This window comes from Acinetobacter pittii (genome assembly GCF_022449185.1).
GTDB classification, from domain to species: Bacteria; Pseudomonadota; Gammaproteobacteria; order Pseudomonadales; family Moraxellaceae; genus Acinetobacter; species Acinetobacter pittii_I.
Genome location: NZ_JAKUKO010000002.1, coordinates 55470 through 80245 on the forward strand (window position 1 = coordinate 55470; position 24776 = coordinate 80245).

Genomic DNA, 24776 nt, shown 5'->3' on the forward strand with positions numbered 1-24776 from the left:
AAAAGCCCCTATTTTAAAGGGGCTTATTTTTATGATTTATCTTTAATGAAAACCTTTCGAATGTAGCTGTTGAGCGGGGTGGAATAGTATTTTTCAATCGTTGCGCTAATAATAAAAGTCAAAACCAGATAGCTAATTAAAAGCATAATTTTGATGCTAGCGTCGGTTTGAGCAGGAATAAACGTAACTTTCATAAGGCCCAGCACAACCAGATGAAACAAATAAGTCTCATAACTTCTTTGCCCCAACCAGACCATCACTTTAGTCAATAGGTTATGCGCCTGTGTTTCGGAAGGATGCTGAAAACACAAAATGAGTAAGCCTGTAGCAAAAGCAAATAAGCTAATACCCCATGTACTCACTTCTTTAATTGGCGCATATAAATATAGCGCGGTCATGCTCAAAATAAGCAACCAAGAAAAAGGCTTTTTATAAGTCCAGTTTGGTCGGTAGGTATGAGAAAATATCGCCGTTAAACAGCCAATTGCTATACCATCAAAACTTGAAAAATAATGATATAAATAGGCGCCACTTTCTTCTCCAAAATGGAGAGATCTAAAATAAGGTCCGTAAAGAATTACCCCAATCAATACAGCAATAAAGACCTTATTACTACGCGTGAACAGGCACAATAATGGAAAAACAAAGTAAAAAACTTCTTCTACAGAGAGTGACCACAACACACCCAAAGCATAGTTTACCCAACCAAATTTAATAATCAGGATGTTCATCCAGAAGGTTAGAGCTGCAAATATGGTTAAGGGATAGGAAACCTCAATGCCATTGGGGGCTTGGTTCATAAAGGGTTTTAAGTCAAATGAACCAAGTATGCTGACCCCTAAAATGAGTAATATCAGACACGGTAAAATACGTGCTGCCCGTCGGATATAAAAATGCTTGAGGTTAATTGCAGAAAACTGTTTGTCTCGTTTTAACGTGTGATGGGTAATTAAAAAACCTGAAATCACAAAAAACATGGTGACGCCATAATTTCCATTTCTTGCGATGACTGTGCTAAATGCTTCACCTAAAAAATCAAAACCTAACCATGTATCTTTAAGTTTATAGGGAATATTAAAATGGTGTAAAAGAACCAAAAGGATAGAGATTCCTCGAAGAATATCTATTTTATAATTACGCATTCGATGTGCTTCCAGTTTTATTAATATACTGTGTGGCAGAAGAATACTATTGATCAGTTATTTTAAATAAAAATTTTAAGCAGCGTTTCGTAAATTAGAAAAGACGATACTTTTTACATCCTTGAATTGAGTACAGGCATAGCAGAAATAACGATTAAATAAATATTGATAAAGCCTTTATATATTTGAATTTCTCTACATAAAACTTTAAATTAGCTCTTATCGAGCGATGTTTATTTTTTAAACTTTTTAAAATCTATTTAATTCATAAATTAACATGTTGTATGTGGTTGTATATACATAGCATGTCAACTAAAATACCTTTTTGCCTGCCGCCTTTTTGAGTATTTGTTATGCCCAGAACATCAAAACAAGAACATGCTGAGCTTTCGATTGAAGCTGATAGTCCAGTTCCTTTATATCAACGCGTCAAACAGCTGATTTCACAAAAGATTTATGAAGGCTCGTGGGCTGTAAATAAAAAAATTCCTTCGGAAAGTGAACTGGTTAATCAACTCGGCTGTAGCCGTATGACGGTAAACCGTGCGCTACGTGAGTTAACGACGGAGGGCCTACTTGTGCGAATTCAGGGCGTTGGTTCTTTCGTAGCTGAAGGGCAAGGCCGAACTGCACTTTTTCAAATTAATAATATTGCTGATGAGATTATTGCACGAAACCATAAGCACCACGCTGAAGTTTTAGTCCTAGAACAAATTTATGCAAATGCAGAGCAAAGCGTGTTAATGCAGACTCGCGAAGGGCAAAGATTATTTCACTCGATTATTGTGCATTATGAAAATGATGTACCTGTTCAGGTCGAAGATCGTTTAGTCGATGCAGCACTTATTCCAGATTATCTACAACAAGATTTTAAAACCATTACCCCAAATGCTTACCTCATGGCAAAAGCTCCTGTCTCAGAAGGTGAGCATATTGTCGAGGCAGTTTTAGCATCTCCGCAAGAGTGTAAGTGGTTGAAAATTACTAAAGCTGAGCCTTGTTTACTGATCCGTCGCCGTACATGGTCAAACAAACAACTCATTTCAAGTGCGCGTTTGATTTATCCGGGTAGCCGTTATTATCTCGAAGGGAAATTTAATCCATGATTGAATTGATCAGGGCCGATCAATATACAAAAATGCTTTGGAAAAACGGTGCGGGTTTCACTTTAGAAATTGCGCGAAGCCAAGGTGAGGCTGACTTTGAGTGGCGCATTTCGATGGCAGATGTGACCAATTCTGGGCCATTTTCGTTATTTCCCAATAAGCAGCGCATTATTAGCGTACTTGATGGACAGGGCATGGTACTGCATGTCGATAACCTTCCTGCCAAAACGCTGAACCAAGGCGATATTTTTGCTTTCCATGGTGAGAGTCAGGTTCAAAGTGAACTGGTCGACGGTGCAATTCGAGATTTAAATTTAATTTATGATCCTGCAAAGTTTCATGCCCGTTTTCAGTGGTTGAATGATGCAGCGGAGCAGGCATTTATCAGCTCGGCAGACCTAATTTTTATTTTTAATCAGGGCGCTGAAACGGAAGTGAATGTTGATGATTATTCCTTTCAGATTGCTGCTAATGAGACTTTAAAAATTGAAAAAAATACTGGGGTAACATCAGTTCATTTTACGCAAAATCAGCCAAACAGTTGTTATGTTATTGAGCTAATTCAACGGTAAAACTTAAGTGATTTGCTTATTTGAAAGCACATGTCTCGTGAAAAGATATGTGTTTTTTTTATGCTAGATACAAAAATAAATTAATTTAATTCATAAGCTTATTCAATTTTTTTAAAAAAATATGAGCAAGCCTCTTCACGCCGAAAAATATTTGTGTAGTATATGGATGTATATACAAGTTAATACATTACTATACAAATGCAGAGACAAGTGATGTTCTGCTGATGTAAGCTCAAAGGAAGGAGTCCGACTGTGACAACAACGACAACAAAATTTCGTGATGTAGAAATTCGTGCACCACGCGGCACTGAATTAACGGCTAAGAGTTGGTTAACTGAAGCCCCATTACGTATGTTGATGAATAACCTTGATCCGGACGTTGCAGAAAACCCGAAAGAGTTAGTTGTATACGGTGGTATTGGTCGTGCAGCACGAAACTGGGAATGTTTCGACAAAATTGTAGATACGTTAAAAAATCTTGAAACTGATGAAACTTTATTGGTTCAATCAGGCAAACCAGTAGGTGTGTTTAAAACTCATAAAGATGCACCACGTGTTTTAATTGCAAACTCAAACCTTGTACCACACTGGGCAAACTGGGAACATTTCAACGAGTTAGATGCAAAAGCTTTGGCTATGTACGGTCAAATGACAGCAGGTTCATGGATCTACATTGGTAGCCAAGGCATTGTACAAGGTACTTACGAAACTTTCGTTGAAGCAGGCCGCCAACACTACAACGGTGATTTAAAAGGCCGTTGGGTGCTTACTGCTGGTTTAGGTGGTATGGGTGGTGCTCAGCCTCTAGCTGCAACACTTGCAGGTGCATGTTCTTTAAACATCGAATGCCAACAAGCAAGTATCGATTTCCGTTTACGTACCCGTTATGTAGACGAACAAGCAACTGATTTAGACGACGCTTTAGCGCGTATTGACCGCTATACAAAAGAAGGTAAAGCAATTTCAATTGCGCTTCATGGTAACGCTGCTGAAATTTTACCTGAGCTTGTACGCCGTGGTGTACGTCCAGACATGGTAACTGACCAAACAAGTGCACACGATCCACTTAATGGCTACTTACCAGTAGGCTGGACTTGGGATGAATACCGTGCACGTGCGAAAACTGAACCGGAAGCTGTTGTAAAAGCTGCAAAACAGTCGATGGCGAAGCACGTACAAGCGATGCTTGATTTCCAAAAAATGGGTGTTCCAACATTTGACTATGGTAATAACATCCGTCAAATGGCGAAAGAAGAAGGTGTAGCAAACGCTTTTGATTTCCCAGGCTTCGTACCTGCATACATCCGTCCATTGTTCTGCCGTGGTATTGGTCCATTCCGTTGGGCAGCGCTTTCTGGTGACCCAGAAGACATTTATAAAACAGATGCCAAAGTTAAAGAGTTAATTCCTGATGATGAGCATTTACATCACTGGTTAGACATGGCACGTGAACGTATTAGCTTCCAAGGCTTACCAGCGCGTATTTGCTGGGTAGGTTTAGGCTTACGTGCAAAACTTGGTTTGGCATTTAACGAAATGGTTCGTAGCGGTGAATTGTCTGCACCAGTTGTGATTGGTCGTGACCATTTAGACTCAGGTTCGGTTGCAAGTCCAAACCGTGAAACTGAAGCAATGCAAGACGGATCAGACGCAGTATCAGATTGGCCTTTATTAAATGCATTGTTAAATACAGCGGGCGGCGCAACTTGGGTGTCTTTACATCACGGTGGTGGTGTAGGTATGGGCTTCTCTCAACACTCAGGCGTTGTGATTGTGTGTGATGGTACAGATGAAGCTGCTGCACGTATTGCTCGCGTACTGACCAATGACCCTGCAACAGGTGTTATGCGTCATGCCGATGCAGGTTATGAAATTGCGATTAACTGTGCGAAAGAGCAAGGCTTACACTTGCCAATGATCACGCAATAAAAATACACGGAAGAACTGGCGGTGCTTTTTGCAATTGTGAAAAGCACCGTCTCAGCAGAATATAGTGCAAAAAATTAGGAAGCCAACATGGAATTATTGATCCAACCGGGAAAACTGACCTTAGCCGATTTACGTCAAGCCTACCTCAACCCAATTAAAGTTAAATTAGATGAAAGTGCTTCATCTGCAATTAATGCAAGCGTGGCTTGCGTTGAGAAAATTGTAAATGAAGGGCGTACAGCTTACGGCATTAATACAGGTTTTGGTTTACTTGCTTCAACTAAAATTGCTCCTGAAGATTTAGAAAAATTACAGCGTTCATTGGTTCTTTCACATGCCGCAGGTGTTGGTGAAGCACTTGATGATGCAATGGTTCGTTTAATTATTCTATTGAAAGCAAATAGCTTGGCGCGTGGTTTCTCTGGTATTCGTCGTAAAGTGATTGATGCTTTGTTGGCCTTAATTAATGCCGAAGTTTACCCACACATTCCACTAAAAGGTTCAGTAGGGGCTTCAGGTGACTTGGCACCACTTGCACACATGTCTTTAGTGTTACTTGGTGAAGGTAAGGCGCGTTATAAAGGTGAATGGTTACCGGCAGTTGAAGCTTTAAAAGTTGCAGGTTTAGAACCTATTTCTTTAGCAGCTAAAGAAGGTTTAGCACTTTTAAATGGTACACAGGTTTCAACTGCTTATGCTTTACGCGGCTTATTTGAAGCGGAAGATTTATTTGCAGCTGCAACTGTTTGTGGTGGCTTAAGCGTTGAAGCAATGCTGGGTTCACGTGCACCATTCGATGCTCGTATTCATGAAGTACGTGGTCAACGTGGTCAAATTGATGTAGCTGCGGCTTATCGTGACCTATTAACAGACTCAAGTGAAATTGCACATTCACACGAAGACTGTAGTAAAGTTCAAGACCCATACTCTTTACGTTGCCAACCACAGGTGATGGGCGCATGTTTAACCCAAATCCGTCAGGCTGCTGAAGTATTAGAAATTGAAGCAAATGCTGTATCTGATAACCCGCTTGTTTTTGCTGAACAAGGTGACGTGATTTCTGGTGGTAACTTCCATGCAGAACCTGTTGCAATGGCAGCTGATAATCTAGCTTTGGCAATTGCAGAAATTGGTTCACTGTCTGAACGTCGTATTTCGATGATGATGGACCGTCACATGTCACAACTTCCACCGTTCTTGGTGGCAAATGGTGGTGTTAACTCAGGCTTTATGATTGCCCAAGTAACTGCCGCTGCTCTTGCAAGTGACAACAAAGCACTTGCACATCCGGCAAGTGTGGATAGCTTGCCGACTTCAGCGAATCAGGAAGACCATGTATCAATGGCTCCGAATGCGGGCAAACGTCTTTGGTATATGGCTGACAACGTCCGTGGCATTTTAGCTGTTGAATGGTTAGGCGCTTGTCAGGGTCTAGACTTCCGTGAAGGCTTAAAAAGCTCGCCTAAACTTGAACAAGCTCGTAAAATCTTGCGCGCTCAAGTGCCTTACTACAGCGAAGACCGTTTCTTTGCTCCTGATATTGAGCAGGCAAGTGAGTTACTCGCGAGTGGTTGCCTAAACGAGTTACTCATTCCAAAACTACTCCCTAGTTTATCTGAAGTGTGATTGAAAAAACGGTCACATGGAGTGGCCGTATCTAACTAAATATCCTCAAGGATTGGAGATTATAATGTCGCAAAGCTCCACACTACAGCGGGGGTTGAACACTCGCCACATTCGTTTCTTGGCATTAGGCTCAGCAATTGGAACTGGGCTTTTCTATGGTTCGGCAACCGCTATTAAAATGGCTGGGCCTTCAGTCTTGCTCGCGTACATCGTCGCAGGGATTGCGATTTATATCGTGATGCGCGCACTGGGCGAAATGGCTGTCCATAATCCTGTCTCCGGTTCATTTAGTCATTATGCATCACAATACATAGGTCCTTTGGCAGGTTTTACCACAGGATGGACTTATGTTTTTGAGATGATCATTGTGGCTTTGGCCGATGTCACTGCTTTTGGTATTTATATGGGGTTCTGGTATCCCGATGTGCCGCGGTGGATCTGGATTTTATCTCTCATCATGTTCTTAGGTGCAATTAACCTCATTCATGTAAAAGTCTTTGGTGAACTCGAGTTTTGGCTTTCAATTATTAAAGTGAGTGCCATTGTTGCCATGATTTTAGGTGGAATCGGCTTAATGTTTTATGGTTTTCATGCAGACCATAGCAGCGTGGTACCGGGTATTCAAAATCTATGGATCTATGATGGTTTTATGCCACATGGGATTGCAGGCTTGATCGCATGTTTATCTGTAGTGGTATTTGCTTTCGGTGGTATTGAAATTATTGGTATTACAGCAGGTGAATCACAAGACCCGAAAACAACCTTACCAAAAGCGATTAATGCAGTTCCAGTTCGTATTTTACTGTTCTATGTACTAACTATTTTTGTGCTGATGTCGATTTTCCCATGGAACCAGATTGGTAGCCAAGGAAGTCCATTTGTACAAATTTTTGAAAACTTAGGCATTCAATCAGCAGCTACAATTCTAAATATTGTGGTCATTACCGCGGCAGTTTCAGCAATCAATAGTGATGTATTTGGTGCAGGGCGTATGCTGTATGGCATGGCGAACCGTGGTCAAGCACCTCGAATTTTCCAGAAATTATCACGTAATGGTGTGCCTTGGATGACGGTGGTGGTTATGGCTGGTGTGCTATTAATTGGTGTAGTGCTGAACTATTTGATTCCTGAAAATGTATTCATGATCATTGCCTCAATTGCAACATTTGCAACGGTTTGGGTGTGGTTGATGATCTTGCTTTCACAAGTTGCGATGCGCCGTAAATTATCTACTGCTGAAATTAAGGCATTGGATTTCCCAGTCATTGGTTGGCCATATGCTCCTGCTTTTGCAATTGGTTTTATGGCGTTCATTTTAGTCATGATGGGTTATTTCCCAGACTCGCGCCCTGCAATTTATGTCGGAATCACATGGCTTGTTCTGTTAATGATTGCTTATCGTATTTGGGTAAAACCTCAGCAAGATTTGGGAAAGCAAAATAATTCAGTCCCGCATAATATCGAGATAGAAAGCTAACAAATGAACTGCCCAATGGTTTAACGATTGGGCAGTTTCGAGGATAGGCGAATGAAAAAACTTTGGCAAAACTGCCATATTGCGACCATGCAAAATGGGCAATATTCCTACATTGAAGATGCTGTAATCGTCACAGAAGGGCATCTCATACAGTGGATTGGAAAACAACAAGAACTTCCTGCCGATACATATTCCGAAACAGTTGACTTAAATGGCGCTTGGGTAACTCCAGGATTCATCGACTGTCATACGCATAGTGTTTTTGGTGGCAACCGTAGTGTTGAGTTTGAAAAGCGTTTACAAGGTGTGAGCTATGCTGAAATTGCAGCAAGCGGTGGCGGTATTGCTAGTACTGTTCGTGCAACACGTGAAGCAAGCGAAGAACAATTACTAAGCTCAGCACTTAAACGTATTCGCTGTATGCAACAAGACGGTGTAACCACTATCGAGATTAAGTCTGGCTACGGACTCAATTACGAAAATGAGCGCAAGATGCTGCGTGTGATCCGTCAAATTGGTGAAGCTTTACCAATGACGGTAAAAAGCACTTGCTTGGCTGCACATGCGTTACCGCCAGAGTACAAAGACCAAAGCGATGCTTATATCGAGCATATCTGTACAGAAATGCTGCCTAAACTGCATGCCGAAGGTTTAGTCGATGCAGTTGATGCGTTCTGTGAGCATTTGGCATTTTCACCAGCTCAGGTTGAACGTGTTTTTAAAATAGCACAGTCTTTAAATTTACCCATTAAGCTTCATGCTGAGCAGCTCTCATCGCTAGGTGGCTCAAGTTTGGCAGCACGTTATCATGCTTTGTCGGCTGACCATTTAGAGTACATGACCGAAGATGATGTTAAAGCCATGGCAGAGTCGGGCACGGTTGCAGTGTTATTACCGGGTGCCTTTTATTTATTGCGTGAAACACAATATCCACCGATTGAAAGTCTTATTAAACATGGTGTGCGTATTGCGCTATCGAGTGATTTAAACCCGGGTACATCTCCAGCACTTTCTTTACGTTTAATGCTCAATATGGGCAGCACACTTTTTCGCTTAACGCCTGAGCAAGCATTAGCGGGTGTCACCATTCATGCTGCACAAGCGCTCGGTTTAGAGCAAACACACGGCAGTTTAGAGCAGGGTAAAGTCGCTGACTTTGTGGCTTGGGATATTGAGCATCCATCTGAAATAGTTTACTGGCTGGGCGGAGATTTGCCTAAGCGAGTCGTTCAGCATGGACAAGAAGTTATTTTTTAGACGGTGGCATATGAATCACACATTTAAATGGCAAGGCCGCCATGATGGCGAGGGTGAAGCACACCAACGTATTCACCATATTATGAATAAAACCCAACCTGCTGAATTTGCCCTGATTGGTTTTAGCTCTGATGAAGGTGTGAAGCGTAACAAAGGCCGAGTTGGCGCTGCCGAAGCACCAGATGCAATCCGTACTCAACTGGCTAATTTACCGATTCATCGCCCAGTCAGTATTGTCGATTTGGGTACAGTGACCTGCGAATATGACAATTTAGAGCAAGCACAAACCGAGTTGGCAGAACAAGTCGCAAACAGCTTGCAAAATGGTTTAAAGCCGATTGTATTGGGCGGTGGACACGAAGTTGCATTTGGCAGCTTTAGCGGTCTGTTCCAATATGTACAAGCCCACGCGCCAGATAAAAAAATAGGCATTATTAATTTTGATGCCCATTTTGATTTGCGTGAAGCAGAGCATGCCACCTCTGGAACACCATTTTTACAGGCAGCTCGACTTTCAGAACAGCATCAAAAACAATTTAATTATTTATGTATTGGGGTCGCCAACCATGCCAATACTAAAGTTTTGTTTGATACAGCCGATGCTCTAAATTGTTCATATTTACGTGATCATGAGGTTAATATTTTTAACCTAAACAACGTGCTCGCGGCGGTTGATGCTTTTATTGAAAAAGTAGACTGTTTGTACGTTACGATTGATTTAGATGTCTTCGCGGCTGCGGTTGCACCGGGGGTCAGTGCACCAGCTGTCAAAGGAATTGATTTAGCCACTTTTGAAGCGATTTTTAAGCATATTCAAGAGACTGGAAAAATTAAACTTCTAGATATTGCTGAATGCAATCCAAAATTTGATTTAGACAATAGAACAGCAAAACTGGCTGCCTATATTGTTTATCAATATTTGTTTTCTTGAGAAACAATTTTTAGTGTAGAAATTAAAAAGTGCACTGAGATCGTTCATGTGCACTTTTTTTTAAGTTCTTGGTCTATTAAAGTCAGATGTGGAATATAGATAGCAACTATAAATAATATAATTAAAAAGAAAATTAATTTATAAAATCATTTAGTTAAAAAAATACTCGATTTTTACACCATTTTATATGCTGCTTGGCACGTAATTTGTTTTGTCTTTATTTTAACCTTTGTTAAATATTTCTGGATAATTAAATGAAAAACAGAACCTTACAATTGGCTTGTATCAGTGTTTTATTTTGGATGTCTCATTCTTCTAATGCTACAACCCCCGAAATAAATACAAATAGCATCGAAAAATCACAATCTAAACAAAACAGTCATGTCTCTGTTCGAGTGAAAGCTTTAAACCAACTTTTACAGGAACAGTGGGAATATACTTTGAAAAATAGTCCTGAAACTGCAACGACTTTAGGCGATTTACGCTACAACGATCGATGGACCGAGGTTTCAAAAAATCAGATCGAGAAAGATAAAAAAACTACTCAAAATTTTTTAAAACGTTTTGAAGCAATCGATAGCACAGGGTTTTCAGCAACCGATCAATTAAATAAAGACTTAATGATTTATCAGTTGAAAGAGACGCTTAAAAATTATGATTTGAAACTCTATGAGATGCCTTTCAATCAAATGTGGGGACTACATTTACAATTTCCGGGATTTATTAGTTCGATTCCCTTTGATAATGCTAAACAATATCAAGACTATATTGCTCGTTTAAAACAAATTCCTCTTATTCTTGATCAAGGTATTCAGTTAGCGAAACAAGGCCAAAAAGATGGTTTGATGCCACCCAGATATTTAATTGAAAAAGTAGCAAAGCAGATTAATAGCATTGCGACTCCCGCAGGGAAGGACAGTGTGTTTGCCTCTCCATTAAAGCAATTTCCAAAAAATATTTCGAAAGCAGAACAAGAGCGTTTAAGCCGTGAATTACTACAGGCCATAGATCAAAATGTTCGACCTGCCTATCAAAAACTCGGAGCATTTATTCAGAAAGATTACTTACCCCATGGACGACAACACGAGGGTATATGGAGCTTGCCAAACGGTGACGAGCTCTATCGCTTTTATGTAGAAAACAATACGACAACCTCTGAAAGCCCTGAAAATATTCATCAGCTTGGGTTAAAAGAAGTTGCTCGCATAGAAGCGGAAATGCTGAAAATTGCCAAAGTACAAGGTTTCAACGACTTAAAAAGTTTCCAACAATCATTAAAAACAAATCCCGCTGTTTTCCCAAAATCTCGTGAAGAAATTTTAGAGATTTATCGGGGGTATATTGCCCAAATGCAGCCAGAGTTGCCGAAGCTGTTTGGTTTATTACCTAAAAATAAAGTCGAAGTTTTACCTGTAGAGCAATATCGAGAAAAAGAAGCGGCAGGTGCGGAGTATCACCAAGGAACACCTGATGGTTCACGTCCCGGACAGGTGTATGTAAATACTGGTGACTTCTCTGAACGTTCCAAAATATCCATGGAAGCGACCGCTTACCATGAAGCAATTCCCGGCCACCATATGCAGATTGATATTGCCCAAAACCTGCCAAATTTGCCGGTGTTCCGAAAGCAGCCGAATCACACCGCCTATATTGAAGGATGGGCACTTTACGCAGAGCAATTGGGCAAAGATGTGGGTTTCTATAAAGACCCGCTTTCAGACTATGGAAGACTATCGAGTGAGTTGTTCCGTGCTTGTCGTTTAGTGGTTGACACTGGCGTGCATTATAAAAAATGGACCCGTCAGCAAATGATTGATTTTATGCGAGAACATTCTGCGTTAGATGAACCAGATATTCAGGCAGAGGCAGACCGCTATATTGCTATTCCTGCCCAAGCATTAGCATATAAGATGGGACAACTAAAAATTTTAGAGCTACGGGAGCTCGCCAAACAGGAGCTTGGAGACCGTTTTGATATCAAAGCCTTCCATGACATGATCTTAAATGCAGGAACATTGCCTTTAAATATTCTGGATGCACGTATTGAAAATTGGATTAAGGAACAAAAAGCGGCAGCTTAAAACAAAAATCGAAATTTAGGTCAGGTCTTTAGGGGCCTGATTTAAAAAATAGATAGGAAATATAATATAATTATAAAAAATATATTTTATTTCAGAACTTTAAAATGGAAAAATCTTTAAAAGAATACCAAGCTATTATTTTTGATATGGACGGTACTTTAGTCGACTCCTTTAGCTTCTTTTTAGGTGCTTTAAATCAGCTTGCCAAGAAGCATAAATTTAAATCTGTAGAGCTACATGAAGTAGAGCAGTACAAACATCTTTCACCAAAAGAAATTATGAAAGAGATGAAAGTCTCCAGATGGAAACTGCCTTGGATTGCCAAAGATTTCATTCGTTTAATGAAAGAAAGAGATCAAGACGTTTACATGTTTGAAGGCATGCGGGATCAGCTAATAGAACTCCACAATCGAGGCTATACGCTCGCAATTATTACTTCAAACTCTAAAGAAAACTGTCAAAATCTTTTGGGTGCAGAGCTATGTGAGCTTTTTGCTCATATTGATGGTGGCTCTTCTGTATTTGGCAAAGCTAAACGAATTAAGCGTGTTCTCAATATTTTGAATTTAAATAAAGAGCAAGCCATTTATGTTGGCGACCAAACCACTGATGGCGAAGCTGCACATAAAGCAGGCATTGATTTTGCTGCGGTAGGTTGGGGTTATACATCGGCTGAAAAATTAAAAACCATTCAGCCCAAAGTCGTGCTCAACGACTTAGCAACCATGAAAGAATTTTTCTAAATATATGAAATGCAGGACAAACCATGAATAACAATAACAACCCAATTGGAATGATTGATTCTGGTTTAGGCGGGCTGTCTCTATTTAAGTACATTCGGCAGGCACTACCGAATGAAGATATTATCTATTTCGCTGACTCGAAATATGTCCCGTATGGAGACAAAGAAAGTGACTGGATTATTTCACGAACCACGCATTTAATTTCAAACTTAGTTGCTCAGGGCAAATGCAAAGCGATCGTGATTGCTTGTAACACCATGACGGCTGTAGCGATTGAAACGATTAGAACGCAAATTAATGTGCCACTTATTGCGATAGAACCAGCGGTAAAACCCGCTGTGGCAGTCACACAAACTAAGCATATTGCTGTCTTGGCAACTGCCACCACGGTAAAGGGCAAAAACTTAAAAAGTTTAATTGAAACTTACGCACAAAATATCAAAGTGTCTTTAGTACCTTGTATTGGTTTAGCCGAAAAAATCGAAACGGGCAAAGCGCATACCGCGGAAGTTAAGGATTATTTAGTAAATATTTTGGCGCCGTTAGTCGAGCAAAAAGTCGATACGATTATTTTAGGATGTACGCACTATCCGTTTGTCTCAGATACGATTCAGGAAATTGTAGGACGTGATATTCAAATTATTGAGCCTTCGGAAGCTGTAACTGCGCAATTAATGCGTCAACTCAATCAATATGATTTAAGTTCTGAAAGTCCAAATGAGGGGAATCATATTATTTGGACCAGTTCAGACCCGTTGGAAGTTGCGGACGTTACTTTTTCTTTGTTAGGTACGCGATTACCCGTAAAAGCTATAGAAAAGTAAACTCTAGAAAAGATGATAAGAGGTATATGCTTATCATCTTATATATCTATATAAAATATTAAATTAAAATTAAAGATTAATCTATTTTATTAACTAAATATATATAACCCAAGTTTATATTTTAAATTTAATTAAAAGTCGCAAATATAATAAAGATGATAATATTATTTAAATATTAATTAAATTATTATATTTAAACTTTTTTATTAAAATAAATTGACGTTCTTTATTATACCGATTATTATTTCGTTGCTGGCCTACATTGCCAGACGGTTTTGACAGACCGTAAGTCCCCATAGCGGATTATAGTTCTACTATAAGTCGTTAGACCCTTGCGTCCCCTTTCTTTGCGGTAGGACGGAAGGGGGACGCCCCGTGCGTGCTGGTCTCTATGGGCACCAGTCTGTCAACCCTCTTTCGTTCTACCACCCTAATCAATTGACGGTGATTTGGTGGTAGGACTCCATTTTTAAGGAGTTGGCCATGCCATTATTTAAACTCATTTTCTCTCTCAGTTAATAATTTTATTTATTTAAAATATGGATTTTCTATGTCCTGATTTTTTAAATTTATAAATTACTTTTATTTTATAATCTTAATTATTTTGTTTTCCTATTCTTGTGGGAGGGTTAATTATTATTTAAAAAATTATTTTAATATTTAAACGAATAATATTTTTATTTTATTTAAAGATATAAATAATCATGAGAATAATATGAAACTTCATAAATTTATATTGTTTTTAAACCTTGTGGTCGGTGCTTACGGTATTACAAATGATGACGCTAATGCTCAGCAGGAATTTAAAAGAATTTGCTTGTCAGGTGAACACATGCAAGCAAGTTGCGATTGTATTTGCCAACAGCTCGCGCAACTGTATTCACCTCAAATCGTGCAACGTTTAAAACACACCAGTTTGCAAAGTCCTGTTCTCCCACAGGACTTTGCCCCTAACTTGTTCAGCAGCATTCAACGCTGCGACAAAAATGAAATGAGCTAAGTATTTCGCTTAGCTCCTTTATCTCTGTGTCGCAATGATCTCTCAAACTTTAAATCAGCGCAAAAGTGAAAAGTCCGTTGTGACACGGGGACCTAAGCAGAGTTCTCTATTTTCTTTCACGGGAAAGGGGCTGTGTAGGCGTATGAAGGCAATAAAAAAGCCCGATAGGCAATTAATGCATATCGGGCTTTCTAATCAATAGAAGCGATCTACACCCTTTATGGCATAGATAGCATGTCTGATTATTATTCTACAGTTACTGACTTCGCCAAGTTACGTGGCTGGTCAACGTCCGTACCACGTAATACAGCAACGTGATAAGACAACAACTGAACTGGTACGCTATAAACGATTGGAGCTAACCATTCGTTTACTGTTGGAATATGAACCACATGTTGACGGTCTTTTTCGACTACACCGCTATTTTCATCCGCGAAAACAAATAATTCACCACCACGTGCTTGAACTTCTTCCATATTTGATTTTAGCTTATCAAGCATTTCATCATTTGGAGCAAGAATCACGATTGGCATTTCACTATCAACAAGTGCTAATGGGCCGTGTTTTAACTCACCAGCTGCATAGCCTTCTGCATGAATATATGAAATTTCTTTTAGCTTTAATGCGCCTTCTAATGCGATTGGATAATTCGTACCACGGCCTAAGAATAAGCAGTGATTTTTTTCAACGAATAATTCAGACAAACGTAAAATTTCTGGATCATGTTTAAGCGTATCAAGAATAACTTTCGGGCTGTGCCATAGCTCACGCGTAATTTCTTCAAGAAGAGCAGGGCTAATACGTTGTTTCACTTGACCAATTTTCAAGATTAACAACATAAGCGCAGCAAGCTGAGTCGTAAACGCTTTAGTTGATGCAACACCAATTTCAGGACCAGCAAGCGTCAATAAGTGATGATCAGTTTCACGAACCATTGAAGACGTAGCAACGTTACAGATAGTCAAAGTCTGAATATCGATATTGTTTGCTTTCGCACGTTTTTGAGTTTCACGTAGTGCAGCTAAAGTATCAGCAGTTTCACCTGACTGTGAAATACAAATATAAAGTGTATTTTCAACAATTACAGGGGTGCGATAGCGGAATTCACTTGCGATTTCAACTTGGCAAGGCACGCCAATCAGTTGCTCAAACCAATATTTCGCAATCATTCCTGAGTGGTAACTTGTACCACAAGCAATGATTTGTACACTTTGAATTTTGTTGAAATCTGCATCAGCATTTTTCAAGAAATCATCACGTAAGCTATTGCCATCAAGCGCTTGAGAAATCGTTTGCTTGATTGCTTCTGGTTGCTCATAAATTTCTTTGAGCATGTAGTGTTTGTATTCACCTTTTGATGCACTACTTACAGTTGCATCAAGCTCTCGCACTGGACGCTCAACGCGTTCGCCATTTGCAAATACTTCAATTGAAGTACGGGTAAGACGGGCAATATCGCCTTCTTCTAGGTACATAAAGCGGTTAGTTACAGGCAAAAGTGCAAGTTGGTCTGAACTAATAAAGTTTTCACCAATACCTACACCAATCACGAGTGGTGAACCTTCACGTACAGTAATCAGTTCATCTGGATAATCGCTGTGGATAATACCTAGCGCGTAAGCACCTTTAAGCTGAGGTACTACAGTTTCAACAGCATCTAAAAGGCTATCTGTGCTTTTTAGAGCTTCAGCAACTAAGTGTGCAACAACTTCTGTATCTGTTTGAGAAGTAAAAACATAACCTAAAGCTTGAAGGTCATCTTTTAGTTCTTGATAGTTTTCAATAATACCGTTATGTACAACAGCAACCTTACCAGACATATGCGGGTGAGCATTGTTTTCAGTTGGTTTACCGTGTGTTGCCCAACGGGTATGTGCAATCCCGATAGCCCCTGTAAGCTGGTGTTCAGCAACTGCATCGGCAAGATTAATAACTTTACCTACACGACGCTCACGTAAAATTTGTTGGTTATTCAGTAAAGCAACACCCGCAGAATCATAACCGCGGTATTCAAGACGTTTTAAACCTTCAATTAAAATCTCGGTTACACAACGTTCTGCAACGCCTCCGACGATACCACACATACTTCAATCCTCTTATTTTTTAACCTTTTGGGGACGTTGATAATTTGCTTTTGAAATTTGTTGCGCACGTTCAAAGGAGAGACTTTGTTCGGCTACATCTTTCGTAATCACAGAACCCGCACCAACTGTTGCGCCATTCCCAATGGTCACCGGAGCAACCAGCGAGCTATTAGAACCGATAAAAACGGCATCGCCAATAGTGGTTTTGTGTTTATTTGCACCGTCGTAATTACAAGTAATCGTACCTGCCCCAATATTCGATTCAGCACCGATTTCTGCATCACCTAAATAGGTGAAATGGTTGGCTTTACTGCCCAATCCAATCGTTGTGTTTTTAACTTCAACAAAGTTGCCGATATGTACTTCATTTGCCAATTTAGCGCCTGGGCGTAAGCGTGCAAATGGTCCAATTTGAGCATTTTCACCAACTACTGCACCATCAAAAACGCTATAGGCTTGAACCTTAGTGCCTGCTGCAATTTTGGTGTTCTTTAAAATACAACCAGCGCCGATTTCTACAAAATCGCCCAGTTCACAGTCACCTTCAATAATCACATTTACGTCAATACGAACGTCATGTCCAACTTTCACAGAACCGCGTAAATCAAAACGGGCAGGGTCTGCAAAAGTTACGCCTTGTTGCATAAGCTCTTTTGCTTGCTGTTGCTGGAACTCACGTTCAAGTGCAGCAAGTTGTAAGCGGTCATTGACGCCTTCAACTTCAAAAGCGAGTTCTGGTTGAATAGATGCGATTTCTAGCCCATCTGCAACAGCCATTGCTACAATATCAGTTAGATAATATTCGCCTTGCGCATTTTCATTTGAAAGTTTAGGCAACCACTCATGAAGTTTTGCATTGCTAACACAGTAAATACCTGTATTGATTTCTTGAATCTGACGCTGAGCTTCTGTTGCATCTTTATGTTCAACAATCGCTTGAATCTTACCTTCTTGACGAACGATACGACCATAACCTGTTGGGTTGTCGACATGTAAAGTAATCATGCCAATGCCCGTTTTACTTGAAACGTCAACAAGTTGCTCTAGCGTTGTTTGACGTACTAAAGGTACATCACCATAAAGAATTAATGAAATACCGTCTTTAGGAAGTACGGGTAAAGTCATTTGTACCGCGTGACCTGTACCTAGTTGTTCTGCTTGTTCAACCCATTGAATCTTTTCTTGTGCAAAAGTTTGTTTGACGTGGTCACCACCATGTCCATAAATCGTAATAATATTTTCTGCGTGTATTTTTTTTGCTGTTTGAATGACATGTCCTAAAAGTGGGCGACCCGCTAAAGGTTGTAATACTTTAGGAAGCTGAGAACGCATACGCGTTCCTTTGCCTGCAGCAAGAATAATGACGGTAGTTGACATGAATAACTCTAATGATTTAACTCAAATGGATAATAATTAGTGTACAAAGAGCAGCCCATACACCGGCAATAATATCGTCAAGCATAATACCAAAACCACCATGCACTTGACGATCAATAACGCGTATAGGCCAAGGTTTCCAAACATCGAAAATCCGAAATAATATAAATCCCCCAATCACCCACATCCAATTCATTTGTTGTAAATAAAGCAGGGGAAGGAAGGTAATAGATTGACCTGCAAACTCGTCCCACACAATTCGACCATCATCGTGTACATCAATAACTTTTGCAGTTTGACCACAAATATAAATCCCGACCAAGGACATGATGAGGATAGCGATCAAGCTTAAGTTAAAGCCAAGCGATAACCAGATTGGAATGAAGAGTAGGGCAAAGGCAGAGCCAAAAGTACCGGGAGCTTTAGGTGCGAGACCAGATCCGAAACCAACTCCACAGAAAACGATGCAGCGGTTGAACCAAGACATGTCCTTAAAATGAATCGGTGGCTTATGCAAAGTGTTGGTATCCATGAATTTGCAATGGGTAATCTGAACCCAAGTGCTCAAAAGTTAGTTGTGTTTGCTCAACGATCTCTCCGATCATTGTAATCTTAATGTCTAGTTGTTTTTGCAAAAGTTTTTCATAATTTTGCGGTGTTATTGTAAAACATAACTCGTAATCATCACCACCAGCTAAAGCATATTGCCAGCGCTGCTGTTCCGGTAATTCTTGTAGTGTTGAATCAATCGGTAACTTTTCTAAAAGTAACCGCGCACCGACCTTTGAAGCTTTTAAAATATGGCCTAAATCTTGGGCTAATCCATCAGAAATATCAATCATACTAGAGGCTAATCCCTTCAACTGTTGTCCAAGCTGACAACGTGGGGTCGGGTAGTCTAGTCTTTCTTGTAATGGATGACCTAGGTGCTGTAATCCATACGCGGCATCACCCACTTGACCGCTTACACAAATATAGTCACCGACTTTGGCACCTGAACGTAACACGGCTTGTCCGGTTTCAATCCAGCCCATGGCCGTAACAGTAATGGTGAGATGAGGGCCTTGGGTCGTGTCTCCACCAATGAGAGCAGCCCCAAATTGATTACAGCAGTCATAAATTCCCTGACTGAATCCTTCAAGCCATTCATGATCAATTGTAGGTAGGCTGAGCGCCAGTAAAATACTATGCGGTTTTGCCCCCATTGCTGCAATATCTGAAAGATTAACAGCTACGCTTTTCCAGCCAATTGCATGGGCAGAAGTATCAAGAGGAAAATGACGTCCAGCAACCAGTGTATCTGCACAGATCACCAATTGTTGGTTTACGGGAGGGGTAATTAAGGCTGAGTCATCTCCAATACCCAAGGTGACATCTGTGTAAGATTGTCTGTTAAAGTATTGGTCAATAATAGAAAACTCAGCCATATCAACTTCAAACCTATTAGTTTGCTTGTTGTTTTTCAGCACTACGTAGTGTTGAACTTAAACGATCTAGAACGCCATTAATATATTTATGGCTATCTGCTCCACCAAAGTGTTTAGCGAGTTCAATAGCTTCATCTAGAACGACACGATAAGGTACTTCTAAATGATCACGTAACTCGTAAGCACCCAAGCGTAATGTTGCGAGCTCTACACCATCAAGTGCACTAAGTTCACGGTCAAGAACCGGAATAAGTAATGCATCAAGATCTTCGTGCTGTGCAATCACTTGTGTTAGAAGTTCGTGATAGTAGTTTAAGTCTACCTTGTGCATTGCATTTTCAGCACGGGTGCGTGCTTCGATTTCATGTACAGGGTTGTGACTCATTTGCCACTCATAAATACCTTGTACAGCAAAACGACGTGCTTTACGTTTTGCTGCATAAGCGGCTTGCAGTGTTTGAGACATGCTTTAAATTGCCTTTAATAAATTAACCATTTCAATAGCAGTCAATGCAGCTTCGCTACCTTTATTTCCTGCTTTTGTACCTGAACGTTCGATGGCTTGCTCGATGCTATCAGTAGTTAATACACCATTGATGACAGGCAAGCTGCTTTCTAACGCCACTACACCTAAACCTTTAGCACATTCACCAGCAACGAAGTCAAAGTGTGGTGTGCTACCACGAATCACTGCGCCAAGTGCGATGATTGCATCAAACTGGTTTGATGTAGCTAATTTTTTAGCAACAATCGGGAGTTCCCATGCGCCAGGAGCGTGAATAACAGTAATGTTATCTTCATTTACACCATGACGTTTTAATGTGTCGATTGCACCATCCAATAAGTGTTCAACAACAAAGCTGTTGAAACGACCCACTAAAATCGCATAACGACCTTCGCTTGCGAGATGTAATAAACCTTCAATACGGCGAATTGCCATAGCAACCTCGATTATTTCGTTGTGATTTGATCAGCAGTGACATATTCCACTACTTCTAAATTAAAGCCAGATAAAGCATTGAAACGTAATGGTGAGCTAAGAAGCTTCATTTTTTCAACACCTAAATCACGCAAAATTTGAGCACCGACACCAATAGTTTGATATTGATGTGAAAGTGCTGCATTGGATTTCACCGGTTTTGGCTTATTTAAATCATCCAACGCTGGTCCCAAGTCTTGCAAATGATCTTGTCCGATCCAGACTAAAACACCGCGATCACTCGCTGCAATCGTCTGTAGGGCACGGTCTAAATTCCACGCAGGTTCACCATCAGCTTTATTTAGCTTAAGCAAATCGCGAATTGGACTAAAACCATGCACACGTACTGTTGTAACACCTTCTTTTGGCTCGCCTTTAACTAAAGCCAAATGAATGTCCGGGTTACCAATCTCACGATAACGATAAAGTTCAAATGAACCATATTCTGTTTGAATGGTTTTTTGATCTAAACGTTCAACCGTTTGCTCATTGGTCATGCGGTAGTGAATCAAGTCCGCAATTGTACCAATTTTTAAGCCATGCTTCTCGGCAAAAATTTCTAAATCTGCACGGCGTGCCATTGTGCCATCTTCATTGATGATTTCACAAATGACTGAAGCTGGTTCAAAGCCCGCTAAACGTGTTAAATCACAGCCTGCTTCGGTATGACCTGCACGGTGTAAAACACCACCTGGTTGAGCCATGAGTGGGAAAATATGGCCCGGCTGTACGATATCGCTTGGTTTTGCATGCGCTGCGACAGCCGTTTGAATTGTATGTGCACGTTCTGCTGCTGAAATACCCGTGGTAATACCTTCGGCAGCTTCGATTGATAGGGTAAAGTTGGTACTATGCTGAGCGCCGTTTTGATCAACCATCAACGGAAGATTTAACTGTTTACAGCGCTCACGGCTTAGCGTTAGGCAAACTAGACCACGTGCATGGGTAATCATGAAGTTAATATCTTCAGGACGAACATGCGTTGCTGCCATGACAAGATCACCTTCATTTTCGCGATCTTCGTCATCCATCAAAATAACCATTTTGCCTGCACGAATATCGGCGACAAGATCTTCAACACGACTCAGCGGCATTCGCTCTCACCTTTTTTTGTCGTTAGACAATTTCTATTTAATAAATTTTGCATAGTTTACGCTGTTTAGAGAATTTTGCCTATGATTCTGATTTATCCAAATTTACAACTCAACATAATAGATCTGGATTTACTTATCTCAATAAAGCATAAGAAAATAAAATTCTTGATTATAAATACCATGAATTTAAATAAAAAAACCTAGCCTTTAGGCTAGGTTTGAATGCGCACAATGACTTTTAAGATGCTGCACTGCTCGGGCTATCATTTTGTGGAATTGACTTTTTGCCCATCAAAATTTCAGTTCGAATATTTTGGGCAAGTTCAGCACATTCTGCATTCATACCATTGATCATAAATGCATGACGTGTCATCACATTGCTTGGGTTTGGCATAGCAACAAGTTGGTAGCTGTCTTGAATTGCTTTGAGTTGTTCATTTTCGAGATATAAAGCAGACTCTTTAGCGTGAAGATGCTGTGCTAAACGTTGAGCAGCTTCTTTTGCATCGATTTGCATAGCTTCTACAGCATTACATGTTGCACTACGAGTTTGCAGCGCAAAACGTTTATCTTCACGGTAACGTTTATATAAAACATCTGAAAGTAATTGGAATACGGTTCCAATCATAAGCAGACATTCTACGGCATGCGTATGAGAGGTTGAAATCGCAAGTGTCGCGCCTTCGGCATTAAACTCATCTACTACTTCAATATCTGTGAGCTTCAATTGATAATGCTTAACGCATAACTCAATACTCTTGTTTAAAAAGAGCTGGCAGAGTTTGAAATAAGGAACAGATACCGATTGGTTAACACTGCTTAATAACTGTTTAGGATCATAAAACTGAATATTGAGTGCCAACGTATGTTGGTCAGCTGAATCTGAAGTTTTCTCGGTTTGTTGGCGAGCTGCTGGTTTCGCTTTCGCTTGTTGTTGCGCTTGTGCAACCAAAGTTACCGTATTTTGTTTTTCTAGAGCCAATGCTTGAGTTAACTGCTGAATTTCATGCTTCAAGCGGTTTTCTTCATTAATGCGTGCCAAATATTCGCTACGGGTTGGACGAGCAATCGCGCGATAGGCAAGCCACAATAAAACATGCAAAAACAGAGAAGCTAAAATTGCAAGCCATTGAGTACGAAGAATTTCTCCAATACTTGGCTGAATCAGCGTAACTTCGATAGATCCCACTTTCTTTTCATTTTGAAGGGCATCACGAGCAAAAATTTCGCCTTGGCGGGTTTTTGAAATTCCGCTTGTTGCTAGAACCTGTTTGTTCGCATCAAGAATGCGAATAGACGCAACACTTGGATTGGTCGCATAGCGATTGGCAATCAGAGCTAAAGACACCGTATTAGCAGGTTCAAGCTCAGATAAGCTATCTGCAACGAGCTGACTGGTCATGAGCTGACCTTGACTCGCACGGTTTTCATTAAGCTGGTGTGTCGTTGCAATGACCAATAAAAAGGTATGCAATGCAAAACTAACGATCAGTAGGCTAGCAAATAGCCCTTGTCTAGGCGCAATCAAGTTAAACTTCCAAGGCAATTATATTGAAATTCGATTATGATTCTTACAATAGTTGTCACTCAGACTAGAGTCAATTCATGCGAGAAATCATTCTTATATCCTTTTTAGGACCGGACCAACCAAACCAGTTTACCCGATTAATGCAAGTACTATCCGTACATTCATTGCAAATACTGGATGTAGGTCAGGCTGTTATTCATAATCAACTTACATTAGGCATTGTGGTCGCTTCTGATAATGAAACTGCGACCGCATTGGCAATGAAAGAGATTCTGATTTTAGCACATGATATTGGCTTAACAGTGCGCTTTAAACCAATCACGGGCGCAGAATACGATCAATGGGTAAGTGAAGGTGGTCGGACTCGTTATATCGTCACGGCTTTAGCCCCAGAACTCACTGCGGCACACTTACAAGCAGTTACAAAAATTGTGTCTAGCCAAGGCTTTAACATCGAAACAGTAACGCGTTTATCAGGTCGTGTAGACTTCGAAAGAGATAACAAATTCCCACGTCGTGCCTGTGTACAGTTTGGTCTAAGTAGCGGCCCAACTTTAGATGCACAAGCCATGCGTGCTGCATGTTTACTTCTTTCAAGCGAATTAAATATCGATGTTGCTGTGCAAGAAGACAATGCTTATCGACGTAACCGCCGTTTGGTGTGTTTCGATATGGACTCAACATTAATTGAACAAGAAGTGATTGATGAGTTGGCGATTGAAGCAGGGGTAGGTGCTCAAGTTGCTGAAATTACTGAAAGAGCGATGCAAGGTGAGCTTGATTTCCAGCAAAGCTTCCGTGCACGTGTTGCATTATTAAAAGGGCTTGATGCTGCTGTTTTACCTAAAATTGCAGAGCGTTTAACCATTACCGAAGGTGCAGAACGTCTTATCTCGACTTTAAAAGCACTTGGCTATAAAACGGCAATTTTATCTGGTGGATTCCAGTATTTTGCTGAATATTTACAAGGCAAACTCGGTATTGATGAAGTTCACGCTAACATTTTAGATGTGCAAGACGGTTTCGTAACAGGCGAAGTGAAAGGTGCGATTGTAGATGGCGCCCGTAAAGCTGAGTTATTACGCGAACTTGCAAATAAGATGGGGATTTCTCTAGAGCAAGCGATGGCAGTAGGCGATGGTGCAAACGATTTACCGATGCTTGCGATTGCAGGTTTAGGTGTTGCCTATCGTGCAAAACCATTAGTACGCCAAAACGCAAATCAAGCGATTTCAAGTGTTGGTTTAGATGGTGTGCTTTATTTACTCGGTATGCATGATAAAGATTTAAATCGTGCTTAACCTATATGGATAAGCTTTAAGCGCTACTTCAGAGTAGCGCTTTTTTTATGCAGAATAGTCATAAAAACAAGCAAGTTATGACAAAATTTTGCACAGAAAAAAGGCAATAAAAAAATCTGAAAAAAACTTATTTTGGTCCTTAAAAACAGCATAGTTTTTTGTAATGACACGCCAGAATTGATGCCATATAGGGAATCGAACTTTTTGAATTTTACAAAAATGTAATGACAAAAGAATGTTGCGACAAAGTATGTCGCATTAAGAAAAAACGGGTCTTTTTTTCTAAAAAAAAACATCC

Annotated in this window: 21 protein-coding genes; 12 read left to right on the plus strand and 9 right to left on the minus strand. The window is 40.3% G+C overall.

Going from position 1 to position 24776, the window contains the following annotated elements:
- Positions 1 to 29: 29 nt before the first annotated feature.
- Positions 30 to 1142: an acyltransferase family protein gene (locus MKX14_RS06315; RefSeq protein ID WP_240282063.1), complete on the minus strand. Its 1113-nt coding sequence runs from the start codon at positions 1140 to 1142 to the stop codon at positions 30 to 32.
- A 353-nt stretch (positions 1143 to 1495) separates the two neighbouring features.
- Here MKX14_RS06315 and hutC point away from each other — a divergent pair, with 353 nt between their 5' ends.
- The 11 genes from hutC to MKX14_RS06370 all read left to right on the plus strand — a co-directional run bounded on the left by hutC (position 1496) and on the right by MKX14_RS06370 (position 14688).
- Positions 1496 to 2248 carry a histidine utilization repressor gene (gene hutC, locus MKX14_RS06320; protein WP_005066641.1) on the plus strand — a complete coding sequence of 251 codons (753 nt, stop codon included), beginning with the start codon at positions 1496 to 1498 and terminating at the stop codon, positions 2246 to 2248.
- Entirely contained in the window at positions 2245 to 2820 is a 576-nt protein-coding gene (locus MKX14_RS06325) for a HutD/Ves family protein (RefSeq protein WP_240282064.1), read from the plus strand. Before hutC ends, MKX14_RS06325 begins: the two co-directional genes overlap by 4 nt.
- A 252-nt stretch (positions 2821 to 3072) precedes the next feature.
- Positions 3073 to 4749 (plus strand): urocanate hydratase, encoded by a 1677-nt coding sequence (gene hutU / locus MKX14_RS06330; protein ID WP_032059438.1) that lies wholly within the window; start codon positions 3073 to 3075, stop codon positions 4747 to 4749.
- A gap of 87 nt (positions 4750 to 4836) precedes the next feature.
- Entirely contained in the window at positions 4837 to 6375 is a 1539-nt protein-coding gene (gene hutH / locus MKX14_RS06335) for a histidine ammonia-lyase (protein WP_133482266.1), read from the plus strand.
- A 64-nt stretch (positions 6376 to 6439) separates the two neighbouring features.
- The gene (proY, locus tag MKX14_RS06340; RefSeq protein ID WP_240282065.1) at positions 6440 to 7852 is read left to right on the plus strand and encodes an amino acid permease; all 1413 of its coding nucleotides are present in this window, start codon (positions 6440 to 6442) and stop codon (positions 7850 to 7852) included.
- Positions 7853 to 7903: 51 nt separating this feature from the next.
- On the plus strand, positions 7904 to 9109 hold the full coding sequence (gene hutI, locus MKX14_RS06345; RefSeq protein WP_240282066.1) for an imidazolonepropionase: 1206 nt from the start codon (positions 7904 to 7906) through the stop codon (positions 9107 to 9109).
- A 10-nt stretch (positions 9110 to 9119) separates the two neighbouring features.
- Positions 9120 to 10040, plus strand: a complete 921-nt coding sequence (gene hutG, locus MKX14_RS06350; RefSeq protein WP_044099660.1) for a formimidoylglutamase — start codon at positions 9120 to 9122, stop codon at positions 10038 to 10040.
- A 254-nt stretch (positions 10041 to 10294) separates the two neighbouring features.
- Positions 10295 to 12121, plus strand: a complete 1827-nt coding sequence (locus tag MKX14_RS06355) for a DUF885 domain-containing protein (RefSeq protein ID WP_240282067.1) — start codon at positions 10295 to 10297, stop codon at positions 12119 to 12121.
- 104 nt (positions 12122 to 12225) lie between these two features.
- Positions 12226 to 12864, plus strand: coding sequence for an HAD family hydrolase (gene cbbZ, locus MKX14_RS06360; RefSeq protein ID WP_240282068.1), 639 nt, complete (start codon positions 12226 to 12228; stop codon positions 12862 to 12864).
- A gap of 23 nt (positions 12865 to 12887) precedes the next feature.
- Positions 12888 to 13688, plus strand: a complete 801-nt coding sequence (gene murI, locus MKX14_RS06365) for a glutamate racemase (RefSeq protein WP_240282069.1) — start codon at positions 12888 to 12890, stop codon at positions 13686 to 13688.
- Between the two features lie 715 nt (positions 13689 to 14403).
- Positions 14404 to 14688 carry a hypothetical protein gene (locus tag MKX14_RS06370; protein ID WP_240282070.1) on the plus strand — a complete coding sequence of 95 codons (285 nt, stop codon included), beginning with the start codon at positions 14404 to 14406 and terminating at the stop codon, positions 14686 to 14688.
- Positions 14689 to 14933: 245 nt separating this feature from the next.
- Here MKX14_RS06370 and glmS read toward each other — a convergent pair whose 3' ends face one another.
- The 8 genes from glmS to MKX14_RS06410 form a co-directional block, all read right to left on the minus strand.
- Positions 14934 to 16772 carry a glutamine--fructose-6-phosphate transaminase (isomerizing) gene (gene glmS, locus MKX14_RS06375; RefSeq protein ID WP_240282071.1) on the minus strand — a complete coding sequence of 613 codons (1839 nt, stop codon included), beginning with the start codon at positions 16770 to 16772 and terminating at the stop codon, positions 14934 to 14936.
- A 12-nt stretch (positions 16773 to 16784) separates the two neighbouring features.
- On the minus strand, positions 16785 to 18149 hold the full coding sequence (glmU, locus tag MKX14_RS06380) for a bifunctional UDP-N-acetylglucosamine diphosphorylase/glucosamine-1-phosphate N-acetyltransferase GlmU (protein ID WP_017386163.1): 1365 nt from the start codon (positions 18147 to 18149) through the stop codon (positions 16785 to 16787).
- Positions 18150 to 18165: 16 nt separating this feature from the next.
- On the minus strand, positions 18166 to 18681 hold the full coding sequence (gene pgpA, locus MKX14_RS06385; protein WP_032036213.1) for a phosphatidylglycerophosphatase A family protein: 516 nt from the start codon (positions 18679 to 18681) through the stop codon (positions 18166 to 18168).
- On the minus strand, positions 18659 to 19576 hold the full coding sequence (thiL, locus tag MKX14_RS06390) for a thiamine-phosphate kinase (protein ID WP_240282072.1): 918 nt from the start codon (positions 19574 to 19576) through the stop codon (positions 18659 to 18661). Before thiL ends, pgpA begins: the two co-directional genes overlap by 23 nt.
- A 16-nt stretch (positions 19577 to 19592) precedes the next feature.
- Entirely contained in the window at positions 19593 to 20042 is a 450-nt protein-coding gene (nusB, locus tag MKX14_RS06395; RefSeq protein ID WP_002119137.1) for a transcription antitermination factor NusB, read from the minus strand.
- A 3-nt stretch (positions 20043 to 20045) separates the two neighbouring features.
- Entirely contained in the window at positions 20046 to 20516 is a 471-nt protein-coding gene (gene ribH / locus MKX14_RS06400; protein WP_002119264.1) for a 6,7-dimethyl-8-ribityllumazine synthase, read from the minus strand.
- Between the two features lie 11 nt (positions 20517 to 20527).
- Positions 20528 to 21649 carry a bifunctional 3,4-dihydroxy-2-butanone-4-phosphate synthase/GTP cyclohydrolase II gene (gene ribBA / locus MKX14_RS06405; protein ID WP_002053756.1) on the minus strand — a complete coding sequence of 374 codons (1122 nt, stop codon included), beginning with the start codon at positions 21647 to 21649 and terminating at the stop codon, positions 20528 to 20530.
- Between the two features lie 238 nt (positions 21650 to 21887).
- On the minus strand, positions 21888 to 23195 hold the full coding sequence (locus tag MKX14_RS06410; protein WP_080947672.1) for a hypothetical protein: 1308 nt from the start codon (positions 23193 to 23195) through the stop codon (positions 21888 to 21890).
- Between the two features lie 59 nt (positions 23196 to 23254).
- Here MKX14_RS06410 and serB point away from each other — a divergent pair, with 59 nt between their 5' ends.
- Entirely contained in the window at positions 23255 to 24478 is a 1224-nt protein-coding gene (gene serB, locus MKX14_RS06415) for a phosphoserine phosphatase SerB (protein ID WP_046812091.1), read from the plus strand.
- The last annotated feature ends 298 nt before the right edge of the window (positions 24479 to 24776 follow it).

Excerpts from the sequence above, each read along its gene's own strand:
- ribBA (WP_002053756.1), bottom strand. The coding sequence starts at position 21,649 with ATGCCGCTGAGTCGTGTTGAAGATCTTGTCGCCGATATTCGTGCAGGC.
- MKX14_RS06355 (WP_240282067.1), top strand. The coding sequence starts at position 10,295 with ATGAAAAACAGAACCTTACAATTGGCTTGTATCAGTGTTTTATTTTGG.
- hutG (WP_044099660.1), top strand. The coding sequence starts at position 9,120 with ATGAATCACACATTTAAATGGCAAGGCCGCCATGATGGCGAGGGTGAA.
- nusB (WP_002119137.1), bottom strand. The coding sequence starts at position 20,042 with ATGTCTCAAACACTGCAAGCCGCTTATGCAGCAAAACGTAAAGCACGT.
- murI (WP_240282069.1), top strand. The coding sequence starts at position 12,888 with ATGAATAACAATAACAACCCAATTGGAATGATTGATTCTGGTTTAGGC.
- MKX14_RS06315 (WP_240282063.1), bottom strand. The coding sequence starts at position 1,142 with ATGCGTAATTATAAAATAGATATTCTTCGAGGAATCTCTATCCTTTTG.
- hutH (WP_133482266.1), top strand. The coding sequence starts at position 4,837 with ATGGAATTATTGATCCAACCGGGAAAACTGACCTTAGCCGATTTACGT.
- ribH (WP_002119264.1), bottom strand. The coding sequence starts at position 20,516 with ATGGCAATTCGCCGTATTGAAGGTTTATTACATCTCGCAAGCGAAGGT.
- pgpA (WP_032036213.1), bottom strand. The coding sequence starts at position 18,681 with ATGGATACCAACACTTTGCATAAGCCACCGATTCATTTTAAGGACATG.
- serB (WP_046812091.1), top strand. The coding sequence starts at position 23,255 with ATGCGAGAAATCATTCTTATATCCTTTTTAGGACCGGACCAACCAAAC.
- thiL (WP_240282072.1), bottom strand. The coding sequence starts at position 19,576 with ATGGCTGAGTTTTCTATTATTGACCAATACTTTAACAGACAATCTTAC.
- hutC (WP_005066641.1), top strand. The coding sequence starts at position 1,496 with ATGCCCAGAACATCAAAACAAGAACATGCTGAGCTTTCGATTGAAGCT.
- hutI (WP_240282066.1), top strand. The coding sequence starts at position 7,904 with ATGAAAAAACTTTGGCAAAACTGCCATATTGCGACCATGCAAAATGGG.
- proY (WP_240282065.1), top strand. The coding sequence starts at position 6,440 with ATGTCGCAAAGCTCCACACTACAGCGGGGGTTGAACACTCGCCACATT.
- glmU (WP_017386163.1), bottom strand. The coding sequence starts at position 18,149 with ATGTCAACTACCGTCATTATTCTTGCTGCAGGCAAAGGAACGCGTATG.
- glmS (WP_240282071.1), bottom strand. The coding sequence starts at position 16,772 with ATGTGTGGTATCGTCGGAGGCGTTGCAGAACGTTGTGTAACCGAGATT.
- MKX14_RS06370 (WP_240282070.1), top strand. The coding sequence starts at position 14,404 with ATGAAACTTCATAAATTTATATTGTTTTTAAACCTTGTGGTCGGTGCT.
- MKX14_RS06325 (WP_240282064.1), top strand. The coding sequence starts at position 2,245 with ATGATTGAATTGATCAGGGCCGATCAATATACAAAAATGCTTTGGAAA.
- cbbZ (WP_240282068.1), top strand. The coding sequence starts at position 12,226 with ATGGAAAAATCTTTAAAAGAATACCAAGCTATTATTTTTGATATGGAC.